This window comes from Gillisia lutea (assembly GCF_021568705.1).
GTDB lineage: Bacteria > Bacteroidota > Bacteroidia > Flavobacteriales > Flavobacteriaceae > Gillisia > Gillisia lutea.
This window is the reverse complement of record NZ_JAKGTH010000012.1, coordinates 1-20,028: the sequence shown is the minus strand read 5'-3', so window position 1 is coordinate 20,028 and position 20,028 is coordinate 1. Positions and strand designations below refer to the sequence as shown.

Annotated in this window: 23 protein-coding genes; 10 read left to right on the top strand and 13 right to left on the bottom strand. The window is 35.6% G+C overall.

The genetic code is table 11. The features are described from left to right. Nucleotides 1-41 precede the first annotated feature (41 nt). The 4 genes from L1I30_RS14000 to rpsF all read right to left on the bottom strand — a co-directional run bounded on the left by L1I30_RS14000 (nt 42) and on the right by rpsF (nt 1,754). Nucleotides 42-515 (bottom strand): DUF6495 family protein, encoded by a 474-nt coding sequence (locus L1I30_RS14000; RefSeq protein ID WP_236134930.1) that lies wholly within the window; start codon nt 513-515, stop codon nt 42-44. 138 nt (nt 516-653) lie between these two features. Then, nucleotides 654-1,103 (bottom strand): 50S ribosomal protein L9, encoded by a 450-nt coding sequence (gene rplI / locus L1I30_RS13995; RefSeq protein WP_236134929.1) that lies wholly within the window; start codon nt 1,101-1,103, stop codon nt 654-656. Between the two features lie 13 nt (nt 1,104-1,116). Further along, entirely contained in the window at nt 1,117-1,413 is a 297-nt protein-coding gene (gene rpsR / locus L1I30_RS13990) for a 30S ribosomal protein S18 (RefSeq protein ID WP_236134928.1), read from the bottom strand. A 2-nt stretch (nt 1,414-1,415) separates the two neighbouring features. After that, complete coding sequence (gene rpsF, locus L1I30_RS13985) at nt 1,416-1,754, bottom strand: 30S ribosomal protein S6 (RefSeq protein ID WP_236134927.1); 339 nt, start codon at nt 1,752-1,754, stop codon at nt 1,416-1,418. Nucleotides 1,755-1,916: 162 nt separating this feature from the next. Here rpsF and L1I30_RS13980 point away from each other — a divergent pair, with 162 nt between their 5' ends. Further along, the gene (locus L1I30_RS13980; protein ID WP_236134926.1) at nt 1,917-2,630 is read left to right on the top strand and encodes a LytR/AlgR family response regulator transcription factor; all 714 of its coding nucleotides are present in this window, start codon (nt 1,917-1,919) and stop codon (nt 2,628-2,630) included. Between the two features lie 63 nt (nt 2,631-2,693). Here the strand turns inward: L1I30_RS13980 and priA are convergent, their stop codons facing one another. From priA to nadC, 5 genes are all read right to left on the bottom strand, one after another. Then, entirely contained in the window at nt 2,694-5,147 is a 2,454-nt protein-coding gene (priA, locus tag L1I30_RS13975; protein WP_236134925.1) for a replication restart helicase PriA, read from the bottom strand. Between the two features lie 101 nt (nt 5,148-5,248). Then, the gene (locus L1I30_RS13970) at nt 5,249-5,683 is read right to left on the bottom strand and encodes a DUF2147 domain-containing protein (protein WP_236134924.1); all 435 of its coding nucleotides are present in this window, start codon (nt 5,681-5,683) and stop codon (nt 5,249-5,251) included. A gap of 49 nt (nt 5,684-5,732) precedes the next feature. Continuing rightward, nucleotides 5,733-6,296, bottom strand: coding sequence for a chalcone isomerase family protein (locus L1I30_RS13965; protein WP_236134923.1), 564 nt, complete (start codon nt 6,294-6,296; stop codon nt 5,733-5,735). Between the two features lie 25 nt (nt 6,297-6,321). Next, on the bottom strand, nt 6,322-7,242 hold the full coding sequence (locus tag L1I30_RS13960; RefSeq protein ID WP_236134922.1) for a YihY/virulence factor BrkB family protein: 921 nt from the start codon (nt 7,240-7,242) through the stop codon (nt 6,322-6,324). A gap of 3 nt (nt 7,243-7,245) precedes the next feature. Continuing rightward, nucleotides 7,246-8,103, bottom strand: coding sequence for a carboxylating nicotinate-nucleotide diphosphorylase (nadC, locus tag L1I30_RS13955; protein ID WP_236134921.1), 858 nt, complete (start codon nt 8,101-8,103; stop codon nt 7,246-7,248). A 41-nt stretch (nt 8,104-8,144) separates the two neighbouring features. Between nadC and rlmH the strand changes: the two genes are divergently transcribed. The 4 genes from rlmH to L1I30_RS13935 all read left to right on the top strand — a co-directional run bounded on the left by rlmH (nt 8,145) and on the right by L1I30_RS13935 (nt 11,953). Further along, entirely contained in the window at nt 8,145-8,618 is a 474-nt protein-coding gene (gene rlmH / locus L1I30_RS13950; protein ID WP_236134920.1) for a 23S rRNA (pseudouridine(1915)-N(3))-methyltransferase RlmH, read from the top strand. A 12-nt stretch (nt 8,619-8,630) separates the two neighbouring features. Next, nucleotides 8,631-9,203, top strand: a complete 573-nt coding sequence (locus tag L1I30_RS13945) for a non-canonical purine NTP diphosphatase (protein WP_236134919.1) — start codon at nt 8,631-8,633, stop codon at nt 9,201-9,203. A 75-nt stretch (nt 9,204-9,278) separates the two neighbouring features. Continuing rightward, on the top strand, nt 9,279-11,129 hold the full coding sequence (locus L1I30_RS13940) for a DEAD/DEAH box helicase (RefSeq protein WP_236134918.1): 1,851 nt from the start codon (nt 9,279-9,281) through the stop codon (nt 11,127-11,129). Nucleotides 11,130-11,194: 65 nt separating this feature from the next. Beyond that, on the top strand, nt 11,195-11,953 hold the full coding sequence (locus tag L1I30_RS13935; protein ID WP_236134917.1) for a carboxypeptidase-like regulatory domain-containing protein: 759 nt from the start codon (nt 11,195-11,197) through the stop codon (nt 11,951-11,953). A 17-nt stretch (nt 11,954-11,970) separates the two neighbouring features. Here L1I30_RS13935 and L1I30_RS13930 read toward each other — a convergent pair whose 3' ends face one another. From L1I30_RS13930 to rocD, 3 genes are all read right to left on the bottom strand, one after another. Further along, nucleotides 11,971-12,504 carry an SRPBCC family protein gene (locus L1I30_RS13930; RefSeq protein WP_236134916.1) on the bottom strand — a complete coding sequence of 178 codons (534 nt, stop codon included), beginning with the start codon at nt 12,502-12,504 and terminating at the stop codon, nt 11,971-11,973. A gap of 36 nt (nt 12,505-12,540) precedes the next feature. Beyond that, nucleotides 12,541-13,197: a TrmH family RNA methyltransferase gene (locus tag L1I30_RS13925; RefSeq protein WP_236134972.1), complete on the bottom strand. Its 657-nt coding sequence runs from the start codon at nt 13,195-13,197 to the stop codon at nt 12,541-12,543. A 101-nt stretch (nt 13,198-13,298) separates the two neighbouring features. After that, nucleotides 13,299-14,543, bottom strand: coding sequence for an ornithine--oxo-acid transaminase (rocD, locus tag L1I30_RS13920; RefSeq protein WP_236134915.1), 1,245 nt, complete (start codon nt 14,541-14,543; stop codon nt 13,299-13,301). 171 nt (nt 14,544-14,714) lie between these two features. Between rocD and rlmD the strand changes: the two genes are divergently transcribed. From rlmD to L1I30_RS13905, 3 genes are read left to right on the top strand one after another with little or no spacing between them, the layout of a single operon-like run. Further along, nucleotides 14,715-16,124, top strand: coding sequence for a 23S rRNA (uracil(1939)-C(5))-methyltransferase RlmD (rlmD, locus tag L1I30_RS13915; RefSeq protein WP_236134914.1), 1,410 nt, complete (start codon nt 14,715-14,717; stop codon nt 16,122-16,124). Continuing rightward, entirely contained in the window at nt 16,106-16,639 is a 534-nt protein-coding gene (locus L1I30_RS13910) for a DUF6452 family protein (protein WP_236134913.1), read from the top strand. Before rlmD ends, L1I30_RS13910 begins: the two co-directional genes overlap by 19 nt. Next, a complete protein-coding gene (locus L1I30_RS13905) occupies nt 16,605-17,324 on the top strand; it encodes a DUF6048 family protein (RefSeq protein WP_236134912.1) in 720 nt (239 codons plus the stop codon). The genes L1I30_RS13910 and L1I30_RS13905 overlap by 35 nt, the downstream gene beginning before the upstream one ends. Here the strand turns inward: L1I30_RS13905 and L1I30_RS13900 are convergent. Beyond that, complete coding sequence (locus L1I30_RS13900) at nt 17,321-18,490, bottom strand: THUMP domain-containing class I SAM-dependent RNA methyltransferase (protein WP_236134911.1); 1,170 nt, start codon at nt 18,488-18,490, stop codon at nt 17,321-17,323. The genes L1I30_RS13905 and L1I30_RS13900 overlap by 4 nt on opposite strands. Before the next feature lie 139 nt (nt 18,491-18,629). Between L1I30_RS13900 and L1I30_RS13895 the strand changes: the two genes are divergently transcribed. Next, nucleotides 18,630-19,298, top strand: coding sequence for a ZIP family metal transporter (locus L1I30_RS13895; RefSeq protein ID WP_236134910.1), 669 nt, complete (start codon nt 18,630-18,632; stop codon nt 19,296-19,298). 3 nt (nt 19,299-19,301) lie between these two features. Continuing rightward, entirely contained in the window at nt 19,302-19,730 is a 429-nt protein-coding gene (locus L1I30_RS13890; RefSeq protein WP_236134909.1) for a DUF4268 domain-containing protein, read from the top strand. Nucleotides 19,731-20,028 lie beyond the last annotated feature (298 nt).

Sequence of the window (20,028 nt, the reverse complement as noted above, 5' to 3'; positions counted from 1 at the left end):
AGAGCGAACAAGTTAAAGCCTACAAGAAGTTATTGTTTTTTTTAGGTGTTGATTACTTTATCAAAATAGGAAAAAAGATCTCCCTTGGTAATTACAGCACCTTGCTGTATAAGAGCGAAAATATCCTTATTTCTATCACCACTCAGCACTTTTGAAGAAGTGTACATATTTACTGTATCTGCCATAAGGTTTTGCTGAAGCCAGTTGTAACCATCTCTGGTAGTAATATCGATTCCTTCATTCTCAATAGTTACGGCGATCAAGTTGATCTCAACTTCAGTTATATTGAAAAGGTACATTTGGTTTGAAGAAAAATGTTCCAGAAAACTTACTTTATCCAGCACACCTTCCCAAATCAAGTCACTAAAAACATCCAATTCATCCTCAGCAACCTTAGGCTGTTCTTTTTTAATCTCCTCCCACTCTGCTGCTGTAATAGACTGCGAGGCTAGAAAATTAATGAATTCCTGATGCAATTCTTCAAATTGCTCTTTAGTTAGACGACTGTATTTCATTTTAATGACTTCTAAAGTATTACGGTATAGAAAACCTAATAGTTAACTCTACACTTGATAAATTTAAATAAAAAAAGAACTGCTTAAAAATCACAATTAATTGTAATTCCTAAACAGTTCTAAAATATTCTTTTTTGATTAAGCTTCCGCTACAACATCAAAAGTGAATGTAGATATCACTTCACGGTGAAAACGCAAAGTAGCTTCATATTGACCTAAACGCTTAATGTTTCCACCAGCAATGGCAATAAATTTCTTATCTAATTCTACTCCTTCTTTTGCTAATGCATCAGCTAAATCTGCATTGGTAATAGATCCAAACATTTTGTCTCCACCACCAGCTTTAGCAGTAAGTTTAAGCTCTAAACCATTTAATTTAGCAGCTTGTTTCTTAGCTTCATCTATATTCTTTTGCTCTTTAAAAGCACGTTGCTTTAAAGTTTCAGCAAGAACTTTCTTTGCAGACGGGGTTGCCAGTTCAGCAAAACCTTGAGGAATTAAAAAGTTTCTACCGTAACCGTTTTTCACGTTTACCATATCATCTTTAAATCCTAAATTTTCTACGTCTTTTTTAAGTATCAATTCCATAATTGCCTCTTTCTTATTTTAATAAATCGCCAACATACGGCATTAATGCTAGGTGACGTGCACGTTTAACCGCAACAGCCACTTTACGCTGATATTTTAATGAAGTACCAGTTAAACGTCTTGGTAACAATTTACCTTGTTCGTTTACAAAAGCTATTAAAAAGTCTGGATCTTTATAATCGATATATTTAATACCAGATCTTTTAAATCTACAATACTTTTTAGTTTTGTTAGTCTCAATATTTAACGGAGTTAAATATCTAATTTCTCCGTCTTTCTTTCCTTTTGCTTGTTGTTCAATAGATGACATAACTACGCTTTTTCTTTGTTTCTATTTCTTCTCTTTTCGGCCCAAGCAATTGCATGTTTATCTAAACGTACAGTTAAATAACGCATCATTCGCTCATCTCTTCTAAATTCCAATTCCAATGGCTCGATAGCCTCACCTGGAACAGTGAATTCGAATAGGTGGTAAAAACCACTCTTTTTGTGCTGAATTGGATAAGCTAATTTTTTTAGCCCCCAGTTTTCTTTTGATATCATCTTGGCACCGTTAGAAACAAGAAAGTCTTCGTATTTCTTAACTGTTTCCTTTATCTGGTCGTCAGATAAAACGGGATTCAAGATGAAAACAGTTTCATAATGATTCATAAAAATTGATTTAAATTAATTTGGCTGCAAAAGTAAAACATTTTTTAATATCTACAAAGCCTTTAATGAGCGATAAACCTGTTTTTAAGCCTATGAAATTGCATTTTATCTTGTATTAATAAAATTTAATGAGTAATATTGTCTTTACTTAACCTTTTTAATGTGGAAGAAATTTTACTCAAATGTGCAGTTGTTGATGATTCTAGCTTACAACGTTTATCTATTGTAAAGCTAATAAAAGATCATGCCAATTTAAAGGTAGTAGCTCAGTACAATAACGCCATTGAAACTAAAAATGGTCTATTAGATACTGAAGTGGATCTAATTTTTCTAGATATTGAAATGCCTATTCTTTCCGGTTTCGACCTGTTAGATGACCTTCCAAATAAACCCCAAATTATTTTTGTTACCGGAAAAACGAAATATGCTTTTAAGGCCTTCGATTATGATGCGGTTGATTATATTCAGAAGCCTGTAAATAAAGAGCGTTTCAATAATGCAGTCAATAAGGCGATCAATTTACACAAGTTAAAGACCAACGGAGCGCCGGTTGAAGACGAGAATTTCATTTTTGTAAAGAGCAATCTTAAAAACCGTAAGGTCTTCTTAAACAAATTAAAATACATTGAAGCTTTGGGAGATTATGTGAAATTCGTAACCGAAAAAGACACTTTTGTAGTTTTGGCAACCATGAAGTCTTTTGAAAAGCAATTACCTCAGGATAAATTTTTACGCATCCATAAATCTTACATTGTAAATCTGGAAAAGGTAGAACGCTACAATAGTAAGAATATCGAAATAGACAAACAGCAATTACCTCTTAGCAGACATAAGAAGTCCAATCTTATTGAGGCGCTTAGCGCTATGCAGGAATAAACTTCCCTACTCCCCCCATTTTTTTTATATTTCACCCCTTCAATTAAGAATTCCTATAAATGTTTAGTAAGGATCTACATTTATAATTACTCTTACGCTTCTCCATACCCCAACAGATCTAAAACTCCCTAATACTTTATTGATATATTGCTTGGTCTTCCCTAAAGACTGATTTGGCGGAATCTTTAAAAGTATATTTTTATAATATTCATTTCTAATACGGGCTACAGGCGGAAATTCAGGCCCTAGAACATGCTGCTTGAAAATAGTCGACAATCCCTGCGCTAGCCAATCTGCCGCTTCGTTGGTTTTTGAATAATCCCTACTTTTTAAAGTGAATTTAATCAATTTGTAATATGGCGGGTATTTGTACTGATAGCGCTCCTCTAACTGCTCCTTATACATTTCAAAATAGTTATTTTCTGAAACCTGCTTCACTATTTGATGATGCGGATTATAAGTTTGAACAAGCACCTTTCCACGAGCTTTAGTACGCCCTGCCCTTCCTGCTACCTGCAACATTAACTGAAAACTTCTTTCATGAGCCCTAAAATCTGGGAAGTTCAATAAGTTATCAGCATTCATAATACCAACCAACCTTACTTTACGAAAGTCTAATCCTTTACTCAACATTTGAGTTCCCACTAATACATCAATACTCTCTTGTTCAAAAGCGCTAATTATCTTTTGATGTCCGTGTTTCCCTCGTGTGGTATCCAGATCCATTCTTCCAATCCTCGCTTCCGGCAATAGAGCTTTCAGTTCGGTTTCAATTTGTTCGGTTCCAAATCCTTTAGTGGTAATTTCCAAGCTATCACAAGCCATACATTTTTTCTGCATTGCAATATGATAACCGCAGTAATGGCAACGCAACTGATTGCTATTATTATGATATGTTAAACTCACATCACAATTCGGACATTGAGGAGAATGCCCGCAGGTAAGACATTCTAAAATTGGGGAATATCCTCTTCTATTTTGAAAAAGAATCACCTGTTCTCCTTCTTCTAACGTGATTTTTATTTCTTCTAACAACCGATCAGAAAAATGACCAGTCATTCGTTTCTTTTTATATTTTTCCTTTATATCCACAATCTCTATATCGGGAAGCTGTACGTTGCCAAACCTTCTGTTTAAAGAAATTAGCTTATACTTATTGTGCGTAGCATTAAAATATGATTCTAAGGAGGGTGTAGCAGACCCCATAACCACATTAGCTTTATGCATATTAGCCAGAACAATAGACGCATCTCGAGCGTTGTACCTGGGCGCAGGATCAAATTGTTTAAAGGTGGTCTCATGCTCTTCATCAACTACTATCAATCCAAGGTCTTGAAAGGGAAGGAATATTGAAGATCGGGCTCCTAAAATGATCTTTGCTTTCGTATCGCCACTTAGCACATGCTTATAAACTTCCATTCTTTCATTAACGGAATATTTACTGTGATACACTAAAACCTGCTCCCCAAAAAAAGATTGCAACCTTTCTACTAACTGAGAAGTGAGGGCTATTTCAGGTAATAAATATAACACCTGTTTTCCTTGGGCAATTACCTGCTCAATCAATTTAATATAAATCTCAGTTTTACCGGAAGAAGTGACCCCATGCAAGAGACATATTTCTTTATTTGCGAAACCTGAATTTACCTCCTCGAAAGCGGCTTGTTGCCATTCATTCAATATAAGGGATTGATCCGTCTCTCCTATTTCAAATTTTACCCTATCGGTTTTTAAATGATATTCTTCTAAAACATTTTTAGCGATCAAACTTTTAATAATCGCTGCGGAAGCACCACTAGCCGATGAAAGCTCTTTTATCTGGATAGGTTTTTTGTTTTGTGCCTGAATTTGAAATAAACTCAGAATAACGTCCCGCTGCTTTGGAGCTCTGCTTAACTCATCTAATAATGAATGCATCTCCTTTTCCGCATCAAACTTCTTATTTAAGCGAACATATCGAATCAATTTAGGTTTGTACTGCTCAAATATTTCCTGATTTATAACTACAATATTTTTTGCAACCATGGAGTTAATAACCGGCAGAACCGTTTTTTTATCCAGCAACTGTATTACCTCGTGGATTTTTAAAGATGATTGACGTTGAAGTGCCTCGTATATCAGATATTCCTGATCGGTTAAAATTTCTTCTGAAATATCTTTTTCTCCCGATAGCTGGATAAGTGTTTCACTCTCTAATAAAAAAGCTCCCGGCAAAGCAGCTTTTAAGACTTCGCCAGTTGCACACATATAATATTTAGATATCCACTGCCAGAACTCAAGTTGAAACATAGTGACCACAGGCAACTCATCTAATATCTGCTCTATAGGTTTAGCTTCATAAACCTGTGGTGAATCTTGATGGATTTTAGCGACAATACCTGTATATATCTTGGTTTTACCAAACGGAACTGCTACCCGCATCCCGGGCCTTAAAAATTCTGCTTCCTCGGGTTCTACAGCATAGGTAAACTGATTTTCTAAAGGTAGGGGAAGGATGACATTAATATAAAAACTCATGTATAGCGCTTAAGAGGGTAACAAATTTAAACTTCTTTTCACTGGAAATAAAAAAACCACTCTTTAAAAGAATGGTTTTTTATCTAAAAATTACTGTCGTACTATTTTGCTCTTTCCCAGGTCTGCGTCCTGTAAAAGAAAGCTATATAACCTCTAATATTTAAAATATCAGGATTATTCTCATTTAGCCAGATTTTACATTTATATACTTTCCCTGATTTAGGGTCGGTAACTTCTCCATTAACATATTCTTGGCCATCTTTCTCTAAACCTCGCATTACAACCAGCCCTTCAATAGGCTTATCTTTTAAATCTCCCTCACATTTAGTACATCGTCGATCCCTATCTTCTTCCTTTAATATTCTTACTACCTTTCCACATATCTCACCATTATCTTCATATATCTTGATAATGGAATTAGCCTTTCCAGTTTCCTCGTTGATAGTTCTCCATTCCCCTATCACCGACTGCGCCTGTGTATTCAAGGAAATAAATAAGATCATTAAAAAATATAAAATCGGTTTCTTCGCCTTCATTTTTTGATTTTTAAGTTCAATTCAAAAATTTCTTTTACCATTCAAGCTATTAGCTTTTCCCCAACATCCCTTTCTTCAAATCCTTATCTGCCGGTTTATCAGATAACCAGATTCCAAATAAGGCTTTCTTAAATTCCATTCCTTGAAGTGTTCCTTTTTGCTTTCCATTTTTATATACTAGCACTCCCTTTGATGGTATATATACAATGTCAAAAACATCATTTTTACTTATTTCCTCAGAGAAATAGTTTTTAAACGTTGTAATTTCCTTAGAGATTCCCGAAGTTTTACCGTTGGTGGAATTCTCAAAACCTTCATTTACCGCGTCAATCATTTTTTGGCTTGTAATAAGACCGGACACAATATGAAGCTTAATAGCCATAGGTTTATCTGCATTGATAATTCCTTTGGCATCGGCAGATTTCCCATCTAAATAAAGGGCACCCGCATACATATCCATCCAAAATTTCTCTCTTACCCCAGCACCATTTATGGAAAGACTTTGTCCTTCAAAATTAACGGTATTTGGTAATGTTACTCCTGCCATTTTAGTTTGTGCAGAAGAAGTTGCCAGACCTACTAAGGCAACTATAAAAAATAAGGCTTTTTTCATATTTATTAAATTTAATTGGGTTAATTTATTTAAAATTTCTCTTTAATTTAATTAAAGATGCATTTAATTCGTATCCTAGCAATAAAATATTGGAATTGAGCCAAATATATACCATTAGTACCAATAACGCTCCAATAGATCCATACAACTCATTATACTGCGAAAAATTTTCAATATAGAGACCAAACAAATAAGTAGTGAGCAAAATAAGTAAAGTGGTAAATAAAGCTCCCACTGAAAAAAATCTGGATTGCCTACCTTCCTTTGTGCCAAAATAATATAAAGTTGCCACTGCTACATATATTAACAACACGAATACTATGTATTTTACCAGCTGTGCCGAAATTCCATTTTCACCAAACACGCCTAACTCACTAAGGTCGTCTACCGCATATGTTAGGTAAACAGCCAGTATCACTGTAATTAACAATAACAATGCCATGATAATGGAGACCCCTACTGCTATTACATACTGCCTGATTATCGATCTATTGGCATTAGTATGATATGAGAATTCAAAACCCGTGAATATTGCATTTACACCATTGGTCATTAAAAAAATTGATAATATGAACGCAAATGATAGCAATCCACCTCGAGGCGTGCTGGCGATATCAAGAAAAATATCATTAAAAAATTCAGATGTGGTGGGTGGTAAAAGCGAATCCATAAACACCAAAAACTGCAACTGAAAATCATCTATGAAATTGATATAAGGAATCAAATTCAGTATAAAAATAAGAAATGGGAATAGCGCCATAAAAAAGCTAAAAGCAATAGCACTGGCCCTGGTAGAAAATGTTCCGTGAATAATACCTCCGGAATAAATCACCCATAAATCATACGCCGTTAATCCGTCCAAGCCGGGAAGAACAATACTCTTTGTCCATTGCTCCCATGCATCAGAGATTCTTCCCAGTGCAGATTTTGCCTTTTTATTAAGCATGAATTAAACCGCTTTTAAGCTTAGGTCCATATTATAAACAGAGTGGGTTAACGCTCCACTAGAGACAAAATCTACTCCGCATTCGGCATATTTTCTAACAGTATCCAGGGTAATTCCCCCGCTGGATTCGGTTAAACACTTTTTATTAATAAGCTGAACTGCCTTTTTGGTATCTTCATAATTAAAATTATCTATCAAAATTCGATAGATTCCTTCCGATTCTAATATCTCCTGAATTTCTTCCAGATCACGAGCTTCAACGATAATTTTGAGATCCAAATCTTTTTCTTTGAGATACGCTTTAGTTTTTTCTATAGCTCTGGTAATACCGCCTGCAAAATCGATATGATTATCTTTAAGCATGATCATATCATACAAGGCAAAACGATGATTTTCACCACCACCAATTTTAACGGCCCATTTTTCCAAAGCTCTAATTCCCGGGGTAGTTTTCCTAGTATCTAATATTTTTGTATTGGTGCCCTTTAGTTTCTCAGCAAAATCTTTGGTTTTAGTTGCTATTGCACTCATACGCTGCATGGCATTTAAAACCAATCTTTCTCCTTTTAAAATAGATTGCGAAGATCCTTCTACATAGAACACTATATCCCCACGTTTCACCTGTTCACCATCATTTATAAGAGTTTCTATTTTTAAACTGGGATCTACATAGTAAAAAACCTGTTTAGCAAATTCTACTCCCGCTATTATCCCTGTATCTTTTACAAGGAGTTTTGCACGGCCTTTGGCTTGTGCAGGAATACACGCCAGAGAACTATGGTCCCCGTCTCCAACGTCTTCTCTTACAGCGTTGACAATAATTAATTCAATTTCCTTTTGAAATTGTGCTTGTGAGATCATTTCAATACTTATTTTTGTAAATGTAGCAAAGTCTTAGTAAAATGACCATAAAATTACTGGGGATAGGTAAAACTGATGATCCCGCCATTCAAAATTTGACAGAGGTTTACATTAAACGTCTCGGTTTTTACAATAAATTTGAATTTGAGCTTATTCCTGATCTTAAAAAAGTTAAGAATCTGGATGAAAATCAACAAAAGACCAAAGAGGGAGAGCTCTTGCTAAACAAATTAAACAATTCAGATTTTGTAGTGCTTTTAGATGAAAATGGAAAACAATTCTCATCGGAAGGCTTTTCAGAATACATTCAAAAAAGGCTCAATAGCGGTTTAAAGCAATTGGTGTTTATAATTGGCGGACCTTATGGTTTTTCTGAAGCCGTTTACAATAGAGCAGATGCAAAGGTTTCTCTTTCTAAAATGACCTTCTCCCACCAAATGGTACGGTTATTCTTTGTCGAGCAACTCTATCGTGCGTTTACCATCCTGAAAAATGAACCTTATCATCATCGTTAAAAAAACCTCTAGATGAAATTAGTTTTTGCCACCCACAATAAGAATAAACTTAAAGAAATTCAGGTGTTGTTCCCGGAGTCTATAGAATTGCTTTCTTTAGATGACATAGGCTGTTATGACGAAATTCCTGAAACTGCCGATACCATTGATGGTAACGCCATTTTAAAGGCCAATTACGTAAAACAACATTATAATATGGATTGTTTTGCTGATGATACTGGTTTAGAAGTAACTGCTCTTAATGGGGAACCGGGAGTGTATTCTGCACGTTATGCCGGAGAAGATAAAAGTGATGATGCCAATATGGAGAAACTACTTTCTAAACTAGCCGATGTCACAAACCGAGAAGCCAGGTTTAAAACGGTGATCGCACTTAATATAAACGAGCATCAATATTTATTTACAGGAATTTGCGAAGGAAAAATCATAAAAGAAAAAAGGGGAAGTTTCGGCTTTGGATATGATCCTGTTTTTCAGCCTGATAACTTCAAGGAAACCTTCGCTGAAATGGAACTTCAGAAAAAATCAGAATTAAGTCACCGTGGAAAAGCCATAAAAGCCTTAATAGAATACCTTTCAAAATAGCCATATTTATTACTTATAAAATTCTGCAATAAGCTGTAAACTAATGCTTACCTTTGCAGCTTATTAAAATTTTATATGAATAAATTTGAACAATTAGGATTAAATCCTGCCATTCTTAAAGCTATTGAGGATATGGGCTTTACGGAGCCAAGTGAGGTACAGGAGAAAGCGATCCCTATTTTATTGCAAGAAGACACCGATATGGTTGCACTTGCCCAAACAGGTACAGGAAAAACCGCCGCTTTTGGTTTTCCACTCATTCAAAAAATCGATGCTAACAGAAGACACACCCAAGGATTAATTCTTTCCCCTACCAGGGAATTGTGTTTGCAAATTACAAATGAGCTTAAAAATTACTCTAAACATACCAAAGGTTTAAACACCGTTGCTGTATATGGTGGAGCAAGTATTACAGATCAAGCAAGACAAATTTCACGTGGTGCACAAGTTATCGTTGCTACTCCCGGAAGAATGCAAGATATGATCAACCGTAAGTTGGTTGACATTTCAAAAATTGAATATTGTATTCTTGATGAGGCCGATGAAATGCTTAACATGGGATTCTTTGAGGACATTACAGCAATATTGTCACATACCCCTATAGAAAAGAGTACCTGGTTATTTTCGGCTACAATGCCTAGAGAGGTATCTATCATAGCTAAAAAATTCATGCATGATCCAGTAGAGATTACCGTTGGAAATAAAAACCAAGGAACCTCAAATGTTTCACATGAGTATTACCTAGTAAATTCTCGCGACCGTTATGCTGCATTAAAGCGTTTGGCCGATGCCAATCCGGATATCTTCTCGGTTATTTTTTGTAGAACAAAAAGAGATACTCAAAAAGTTGCAGAACAACTTATTGAAGATGGCTATAGCGCAGCTGCAATTCATGGTGATCTAAGTCAGAACCAACGTGATATGGTTATGAAGAGTTTCAGAAATCGCCAGATCCAAATGTTGGTTGCTACCGATGTTGCTGCACGTGGAATTGATGTAGATGATATTACACACGTAATTAACTACCAACTTCCTGATGAGGTTGAAACTTACACCCACCGAAGTGGTAGAACCGGTAGAGCCGGAAAAAGCGGAGTTTCTATAGTAATCGTTTCTAAAAGTGAACTTCGTAAAATAAAGAGCATTGAACGTATTATCAAGCAAAACTTTGAGCAAAAAGACATTCCTGATGGAATGGAAATTTGTAGAGTTCAGCTTTTCCATTTAGCAAACGATATTAGGAATACCGAGATCAATCATGATATCGATCCTTATTTGCCAAGCATAGAAGAAGTTCTTAAAGACTTTTCTAAAGAAGAGATCATTAAAAAAGTGTTTTCTGTAGAATTTACTCGTTTCTTCAACTATTATAAGAATGCGGCTAACCTTAATTCTAAAGCTTCAAACACCAGAGATAGTGGTAGAGATACAGATGGTGGAGATAGCACTCGTTTCTTCATAAACGTTGGTGCAAAAGATGATTTCGATTGGATGAAATTGAAAGATTTCTTAAAAGAAACACTGGACCTGGGCAGAGATGATGTATTTAAAGTTGATGTAAAAGATAGTTTTTCTTTCTTTAATACAAATAGTGAATTAGCCGATAAGGTTATTGAGAAATTCCAAGGTTTCCAACACCAAGGTAGAAATGTTAACGTGGAGATCTCCCAAGGTGGTGGCGGAGGTGGACGTTCTTCTGGACGATCACGCAAACCACGAGGAGAAAAAAGAGATCGTGGAGACCGCGGAGGTAGAAGCGATAAAGGTTCTTTCAAACCAAGATCCTCCTCCTCTGAAGGTGGAGAAGGTAGAAGACGATCTTCTGGATCTGATTCTAAAGACAGAAATTCCTCTGGAAAAGGTGGAGCAAGAAGTAAAAATATTACCAGCTCTGTAAATAGAAGAAAATCTAGAAGATCAGAATAAATTAGACAAAGGGAGAAGTTTGGTACAATATTTACTATACTTCTCCTTTTTGTATTATATCATGTATGAGAATATATATAACCCTTTTAAGTCTATTTTTAATAACTTTTGGCACTCTTGCTCAGGAAACTGATATAGTAACCGGTAAAGTGTTAAATGCTTCTAACGATAAGCCTTTAGAGAATGTGCATATTGTTAATCTAAATCAGGTTAAGGGTACCACCTCAAGTGAAGAAGGAGATTTTGAGCTTGCTGCTACAGTTAATGATACCCTATATTTTTCTTACCTAGGCTTTAGAACTATACGAGTAAGAGTTACCAACGACTGGTTAAAATACGGAGTGGTTAAGGTTAAAATGACAGAACTTGGAATAGCGCTGGAAGAAGTTCTGGTTAAGCCTATTCAATTAACAGGTTATCTTGAAATTGACGTGAAAAACATTCCTATTTATGAAAATTACAGATACAGTATTTCCGGTTTAAACTCTGCTTATGAAGGAGGTAGCTATTCTCCTAATGCAGCAACAAAAGTTTTGGGTGCCATATTTAACCCCGCAGATGCGCTCTATAATATCTTCGGAAAGAAACCTGCCCAGATGCGCAAACTTCGGAAGATGAAAGAAGATGATGAAATTAGAACCCTTTTGCAGTCAAAATTTGACCGACAAACTCTCGCTGCTGTTTTACAGATAAATGAAGTGGATATTGACGAGATTCTCGCCCGCTGTAATTATTCAAAAGATTTTATTCGCACTGCTAACGATTTGCAAATTCTCGATGCAATTAGTGGTTGTTATGAAGAATATAAAGTCTTAAAAAGATAGAAATCTACTCTCCCCTTTTAATTTTTATTTTCTAAGAGCTGTTTTAAATTCTTTAATCCCAACTCAAGCTCTTTCCCGTAAACTTTATCTACAGGTTGGATTAACGCTAGAACCGAAAAAGGAAATTTTAGCCCTCCTCTTATACCCCATACCATTTTAGTAGTATTCTCATCTATTTCTTTCATCCCTTTGTAATCCAGAAAAATCATTCTGAATGGTTTCAGGAAAAGGAATCGGGTTTCTACTATCTTCCCATGATGGATCTTTACTATTTTTTGGGTTCCTTCAAAAAATCTTTTATGCCCCTTCCAATAAAGAGCAGCATCCTGTTTACCATCTTCTCCCTTGTACTTGAGTTCTCCATTAAAATCTTCAGTAAACCAAGGCATCCACAAATATTCTTTTTTTAACTGCCTAACTATATTGAAAACCTCTTCTTTAGGCCTGTTAATAATTACGGTTCTACTGATATCGAATTCTTTTTTCGCCCAAGCATGAAGAAATGCTATAAAAGTGATTATAGCGATAAGAATATAAAAAAATAGGGTCATTGAGGTGTTACTGATTTCAAGACTAAAATTAAAACTTTAATAAATATCATGAAACTTTTTTACTAATTGATTGAAGTTTTTAAAAGATTTAGACAACCATTCAAACTTCGTTTCAATTTTATCAGTTTCACTCAGTTTCCAATCTACGGAACTGCTTCTTAATTTACCAGTAAGTTGTTGTAAAATAATTGCTGCAGATACTGAGATGTTTAAACTTTCTGTAAACCCATACATTGGAATCTTCAAAAAAGCATCTGCCTTAGAAAGAACTTCATCAGATAAACCATCCTTTTCGGTTCCAAAAAAAATAGCACAAGGCTCAGTAATATCAAAATTGGTTAATACCTCTGCCCCATCATGAGGAGTTGTAGCAACTATTTTATATCCTTTCTCCCTTAAATCGGTGATACAGTCGGCAGTAGAGTCATGCCTATTTAAACTCACCCATTTCTGTGCGCCCATTGCTATTTCTCTGTCTATCTTCTTCTGATTCTTTTCTTCTATAACATGTACATTCTGTACCCCAAAAACATCGCAACTCCTTATTACTGCACTCGTATTATGCAACTGATAAACATCTTCGGTAGCCACGGTTATATGATTAGTACGCTCATTTAGTACTTTTTCAAATAAAGCCTTTCGTTCTGGAGTTAACATGTCTTCTAAAAAGGTAATAAATTGAGGGCTGGCCATAATGCTAATTCGTAAATTAAAATATAAGATTAAATATTCTGAAAAAAGGCTGTTCAATTTCATGTTTGAACAGCCTTTATAAAAATTATCGATAGAAATTCTTACTTCTCAAAATCTTTTAAAGTGGTAATTATAATGTCTACACAATCTTTAAGTTCTTCTTCATTCATTACCAAAGGTGGGGCAAAACGAATGATGTTTCCATGTGTTGGTTTAGCTAACAACCCATTCTCCTTTAAGGCCATACATATATCCCAGGCTGTACTGCTCTCTTCTGAATCGTTAATTACTATGGCATTTAATAAACCTTTACCACGTACCAATTTAACAATTTTAGAATCTATTATGTAATCGTTAAGGAGCTCCCTAAAGAGGTTCCCCATATTTTCAGCATTTTCAGCAAGATTTTCATCCCTAATAACTTCTAATGCTGCGGTAGCTACTGCTCCGGCAAGTGGGTTTCCGCCAAAAGTAGAACCGTGTTGACCAGGCTGGATAACATCCATTACTTCATTATCTGCTAAAACGGCCGATACAGGATATACACCACCGGAAATTGCTTTTCCTAAAATTAAAATATCAGGCTTCACATTTTCATGATCTACTGCCAAAAGTTTTCCGGTACGTGCTATTCCGGTTTGAACTTCATCAGCTATAAACAACACATTGTGTTTTTCACACAGCTCTTTTGCCTTTTTCAAATAACCTTCAGATGGCACATAAACTCCTGCCTCTCCCTGAATAGGTTCAACTAAAAATCCGGCTATATTATCATTTTCCTCCAAGGTTTTCTCCAGAGCTGCAGTATCATCATATGCTATTTTAAGAAATCCGGGAGTATACGGTCCAAAATTCTTTCTAGCTCCTTCATCATTAGAAAACGAAATGATCGTGGTAGTTCTTCCGTGAAAATTATTTTCACAAACAATTATTTGTGCTTTGTGTTCTGGAACTCCTTTTTTCTCATAAGCCCACTTACGTGCAATTTTAATAGCCGTTTCAACAGCTTCTGCGCCAGTGTTCATTGGCAGCAGTTTATCAAAATTGAAGTATTCTGTAGCATATTTTTCAAAAGGGCCTAATATATCATTATGAAAAGCTCTGGAAGTAAGTGTAAGTTTTTGAGCCTGATCTGTAAGCGCTTGTACAATTTTTGGATGGCAATGTCCTTGATTAACCGCAGAATATGCCGATAGAAAATCATAGTACTTCTTTCCTTCTACATCCCAAACATGAACCCCGTCTCCTTTTGTTAGTACAACAGGTAATGGGTGATAATTATGTGCTCCGTGTTTATCTTCTAATTGAATGGCTTGTTCTGATGATGTGATTTGTTCTAATCGCATGTCGAATTTTTTATAAATTTATTATTCTTTAATTCCTTCTTTGTGCTACAGAAGTAGTAAAAGCAGTGGGAGAGAAATCATCCAAATGCAACAGTCGCAAATTACTAAATGTTATCTGAAATTTATAATACGAGCTCCAATAAATCTTGACAATTATTCTATTTTTGCGCTATGGGTAGAAAGAATAGAAATCGAATCTTCGAAGAGTTAGAAATAGTTGGTGCAGGTGCAAAAGGAAAAAGCATCGCGAAAGCACCTGATGGTAAAGTTATATTTATTAATAATGCGGTTCCAGGTGATATAGCTGATATACAGACCACCAGAAAAAAGAAATCCTTTTATGAGGGAACCGCTATAAAATTTCATGAATATTCCAATAAACGGGTAGAACCGGTGTGTCAGCACTTTGGTACCTGTGGAGGCTGTAAATGGCAATTCATGGGATATGAGCACCAGTTATTTTATAAACAACAGGAAGTAGAAAATAATCTTGTAAGATTAGGAAAAATAGAACTTCCTCCGGTAGAACCTATTTTGGGAAGTAAAAATATTTACTTCTACAGAAACAAAATGGAGTTCTCTTTTAGTGATAGCCGCTGGTTAACCTTGGAAGAGATACAAAGCAATCAAGAATTTGATGATAAGAATGCACTAGGATTCCATATTCCTGGAATGTGGGATAAGATCCTAGATATCAAAAAGTGTCATCTTCAAGAAGATCCGAGTAACGCCATCAGGAATTTCGTGAAGGACTTTGCTAATAAAAACGATATTTCCTTTTTCAACACAAGAGAACAAAGAGGCTTATTAAGAACTCTAATGATTAGAACTTCTACTACAGGAGAGATCATGGTAGTGCTTCAGCTTTTTGCTGAAGATGTTGAAAAAAGAACCTTATTATTAGATGCTCTTGCCCAGGAATTCCCTGAAATTACTTCCCTTCAATATGTCATCAATTCAAAAGGGAACGATACCATTTACGATCAAGACGTAATTTGTTATAATGGGAACGATCACATTTTTGAAGAAATGGAAGGGCTGAAATTCAAGATTAATGCCAAATCCTTTTACCAAACCAATTCTCAGCAAGCTTACGAGCTTTACAAAGTGACCCGTGATTTCGCCGATCTTACAGGAGAAGAACTAGTTTACGACCTCTATACCGGAACCGGAACCATAGCTCAGTTTGTTGCGGCTAAAGCTAAAAAAGTAGTGGGTATTGAAGCTGTTCCTGTTGCTATTGAGGATGCAAAGGAAAATGCAAAAAGAAATAACATAGAAAATGCTGAATTCTATGCAGGGGACATGAAAAAAGTGTTCACAGCAGAATTCATACAACAACATGGGCAACCCGATGTTATAATTACCGACCCTCCAAGAGATGGTATGCACAAAGATGTAATTGAACAAATTATTGGTATATTGCCGAAACGCATTGTTTATGTAAGCTGTAACTCTGCCACTCAGGCAAGAGATCTTGCTTTATTAGACGAACATTACAAAGTAACCAGAGTGCGTCCCGTAGATATGTTTCCTCAAACTTTTCATGTAGAAAACGTTGTATGCTTAGAATTAAGATAAAAATGAAATCGCTCTACAAAGTAGCATTAGGCCTAAGCGGTATAATACTACTTTCTTTGGGTTGTCAGCGAGACGACATTTGTTCGGAAACAACCCAAACCACTTCCAGATTGGTACTTTCCTTCTATGATGCCGACAATGTGAATGTGTTGAAAGCACCTCCAAATATGAATGTTAAGGCTACTGATAACGACTCCCTTCTTTTTGAAACTATCAATCAGAATAACATCGCTATTCCGCTTAAAACCGATGGGAACAGTACAGAATATGAATTTATCATTAATGCTGAGGAAGAGGATGATGAGCCATCGGTCGACATAAATTCAGATATCGTTCAATTCACTTATGCGAGAAGTGAAGAATATATTAGCCGAGCCTGCAGTTATAAAGTGGTTTACAGCAATTTAAACGCAGTACTCACCTCGGAACCAAACAGCAATTGGATAAAAAATATTGTTATAGAAGAATCTAATATTGAAGATGAAACAACTACTCATATTTCTATTTACCACTAGCCTCTTCTTATTGGCTAATATTCCAAATCTTTGGGCACAAACTCCGGCAGTTGAAACTGATTCTATCCAGTATAAAGAGCGCTACGGACTTAGATTGGGAATCGATCTAAGCAAACCTTTAAAATCTATTCTAAAAGACGATTATTCAGGCTTTGAAGTGCAAGGCGATTATAGAGTTTATAAAAATTATTACTTGGCTTCAGAAATTGGTAATGAACAACAGACCTTTAAAGAGCGGGATCTAAAATCTACTAGTAAAGGAAGTTACATTAAAATTGGAGCCGATTATAATGCATATGAAAATTGGGCAGGAATGGAAAATATTATTTTTGTAGGTGCACGCTATGGATTTACCACTTTTTCTCAAACCAGAGATTCGTATTACATAAATACTGGAAGTTCCAATTATTTCCCGGATAACGTTATAAATACATCTACAGAATTTAATGGTCTTACCGCAAGCTGGCTGGAACTTATGGTGGGAGTAAAAGTTGAGTTGTTTAGCAACCTCTATCTTGGAGGAAATTTTCAATTAAAAAGATTGGTTTCCCAAACGCAACCCGATAATTTTGATAACTTAACAATTCCCGGCTTTAACAGAACTTACGATGGAAGCATGTATGGCGCCGGGTTTAGTTATAGTATCTCCTATTTGATTCCTCTTTACAAGAAAGCTAAAGATTAGTTTTCCTGATCTTTCAGTTTGTGTAATTTCTTGGTTCCTTCATAGATATCATATTTCAGGAATTTAGATTCTAGAGCACCATTGTATAATTTGATCTTTCTTGATGGTCTTAACCCAACATGCTTTATAGACTCCAGATTTGAAGTTATAAACCAGGCTTCGGTTCCCGGGTAGCTTTGTTTAAGTGTATCTCCTATTTCCTTATAAAAAGCCGGCATATCAATATTCAATCGTTCCCCATAAGGAGGGTTAAAAACCATATGTAAATGGCGTTCTCCCTGCTTTATACTTTCAAAGAAGTTTTGTCTCTTTACAGTAATAAATTCTGAAAGATTCGCATTTTCAACATTATCTGTAGCCTTTTCAACAGCTGATGGTGCAGTGTCATATCCCATAATATTGAAATGGAAATCCCTAACTTTTTTCAATACAGATTCTTCGATTTTTTCAAATAAGTCAACATCCCAGTCCTTCCATTTTTCAAAGGCAAATTCCTTTCTATTCAGGTTTGGGGGAATATTACAGGCTATCATGGCTGCCTCAATTAATATTGTTCCACTCCCACACATTGGGTCTAAAAAATCACATTGGCCATCCCACCCGGACATAAGTAATAGTCCGGCAGCTAACACCTCATTTATAGGGGCTATATTAGTCGCGGTTTTGTAACCTCTTTTATGTAAAGATTGTCCAGAGCTATCCAAAGACACGTTACATGTATCCTTTTCAATATGTACATTAATTCGAAGTGTGGGAAAGTCCAGATCTACACTAGGGCGCTTATCAAACTTTTCTCGAAATCTATCAACAATAGCATCCTTTGTTTTTTGAGCTATATATTTAGAGTGTGTGAACTTTTCAGAATGCACCGTAGCATCTATAGCCAAAGTATCATTAACATCCAGAAATTGCTCCCATGCAATCTTCTTTATCTCATTATAAAGGTCATCTTCAGAATGTATCTTAAAACTTTTAAAAGGCTTTAAAATTTTAATTGCGGTGCGTAAACACAAGTTAGCCTTATACATGAATCCCAGATCCCCGTAAAATCTAACATTTCTAATTCCTTCCTTTATATCCATTGCCCCTAAGGCACGTAACTCTTTAGCTAGAATCGGCTCAAAACCATAAAGGGTTTTTGCCACCATCTCAAAATTATTTCCCATTCTCATTAATTATAGAACCGCAAAAATACATTAATTTTGTTCGATATGATAATTACTAGCCCGTGACAACCCTTAATTTTACAGGACATTAATGAATGCTGAAATTAAGAATCCCATTATTTTCAAAGAGACTATATAAATGATATACTTATTACCATTATTGTCCGTATTTATCGGCTATCTGATTGCACTTTTTCTAAAACCCTCATCCTCGCTAGGTTTTAAGCTATTACTCTCTTTTAGTGGAGCTTATTTGCTATCTATTACCGTGTTTGAACTTCTTCCAACGGTGTATGAAGGAGGATCAGAGCATATTGGAATTTTTATCATGCTTGGATTATTGCTCCAAATTTTATTAGAATTCTTTTCAAAAGGTGTGGAACATGGACATATACATCATGACGAAAATACTGGGAAATTTCCTTTGGTACTGCTCATAAGTCTCTGCATCCATTCTTTGTTGGAAGGTTTCCCCCTTCATAACACCGAACATTTATTACATGGAGTAATTATTCATAAGATCCCGGTAGCCGCTATATTATCCACTTTTTTAATACATTCTAAGATAAGTAAATTTCAGGTTTTCTTATTTCTAAGCATATTTGCATCCATGACACCATTGGGGAGTTGGATTCAGTCAAATTTCACACAATTAGATCAATATAACTACTTTATTAGTGCAGCGGTAATAGGAATATTTCTACATGTTTCTACGACCATCCTATTTGAAGCCTCTAAAAATCATACTTTTAACGCTTCTAAACTTGCAGTTATTATCTTCGGAATATTATTGGCATATCTTTTATAACCTATGTTTAGCAAAGAAGAATCAAAAAAGATGCGTCAGGAATTCTGGACCGAATTTGGTCAGCGCCATACTCGTAAATGGATGCTTTATAATACCAGCATTAAAGAGATAGAATTAAAGTTTACTTTTGATACAGAGCAGGCTCAGGTGTCACTTGATGTTGTATCTGCAGACGATCTAATTAGAGCTTATTACTATGAGAAGCTGTTAGGGTTAAAGAACATCTTACTTACAGAATATTTACCTGATGCATTATTCGAAGAAAATTATCTGCTACCAGAAGGTAAAACAGTCTCCCGGGTATATGTACAATTAAAACGAGTTAATATACATAGTAGAAAAGATTGGGATCTGGTTCAAAAATTCTTAAATGACCGAATGAATTTAATGGAGGAATTTTTCAAAGAGTATAGCGACTATATCGCAGATTAACACACTTTTTCCCTCCAAGCATTCCATTCTAAACTCGATTTAGAAATAGTATTTTAACAAGAGCCAGAGCTTACCAGACACCCTTATAAAATCTGTATTTGATTAATATGTCGTCCCCCTTCGGGCCGGGCTTTGCGCGCTACGCGGTAGCCAGCTTCAATCCCTGGCCGGGTGGCAGATTTAGAGGAAGATGGTCCAGCAAGAAAGACAGCCTTCGTGGGCTGTTTTTTATATGCTGAAGATTTCCTGGGGGAGCTTTGCATTTAAAAAGCTCTTAAAAACAAAAAACCCCTTCATC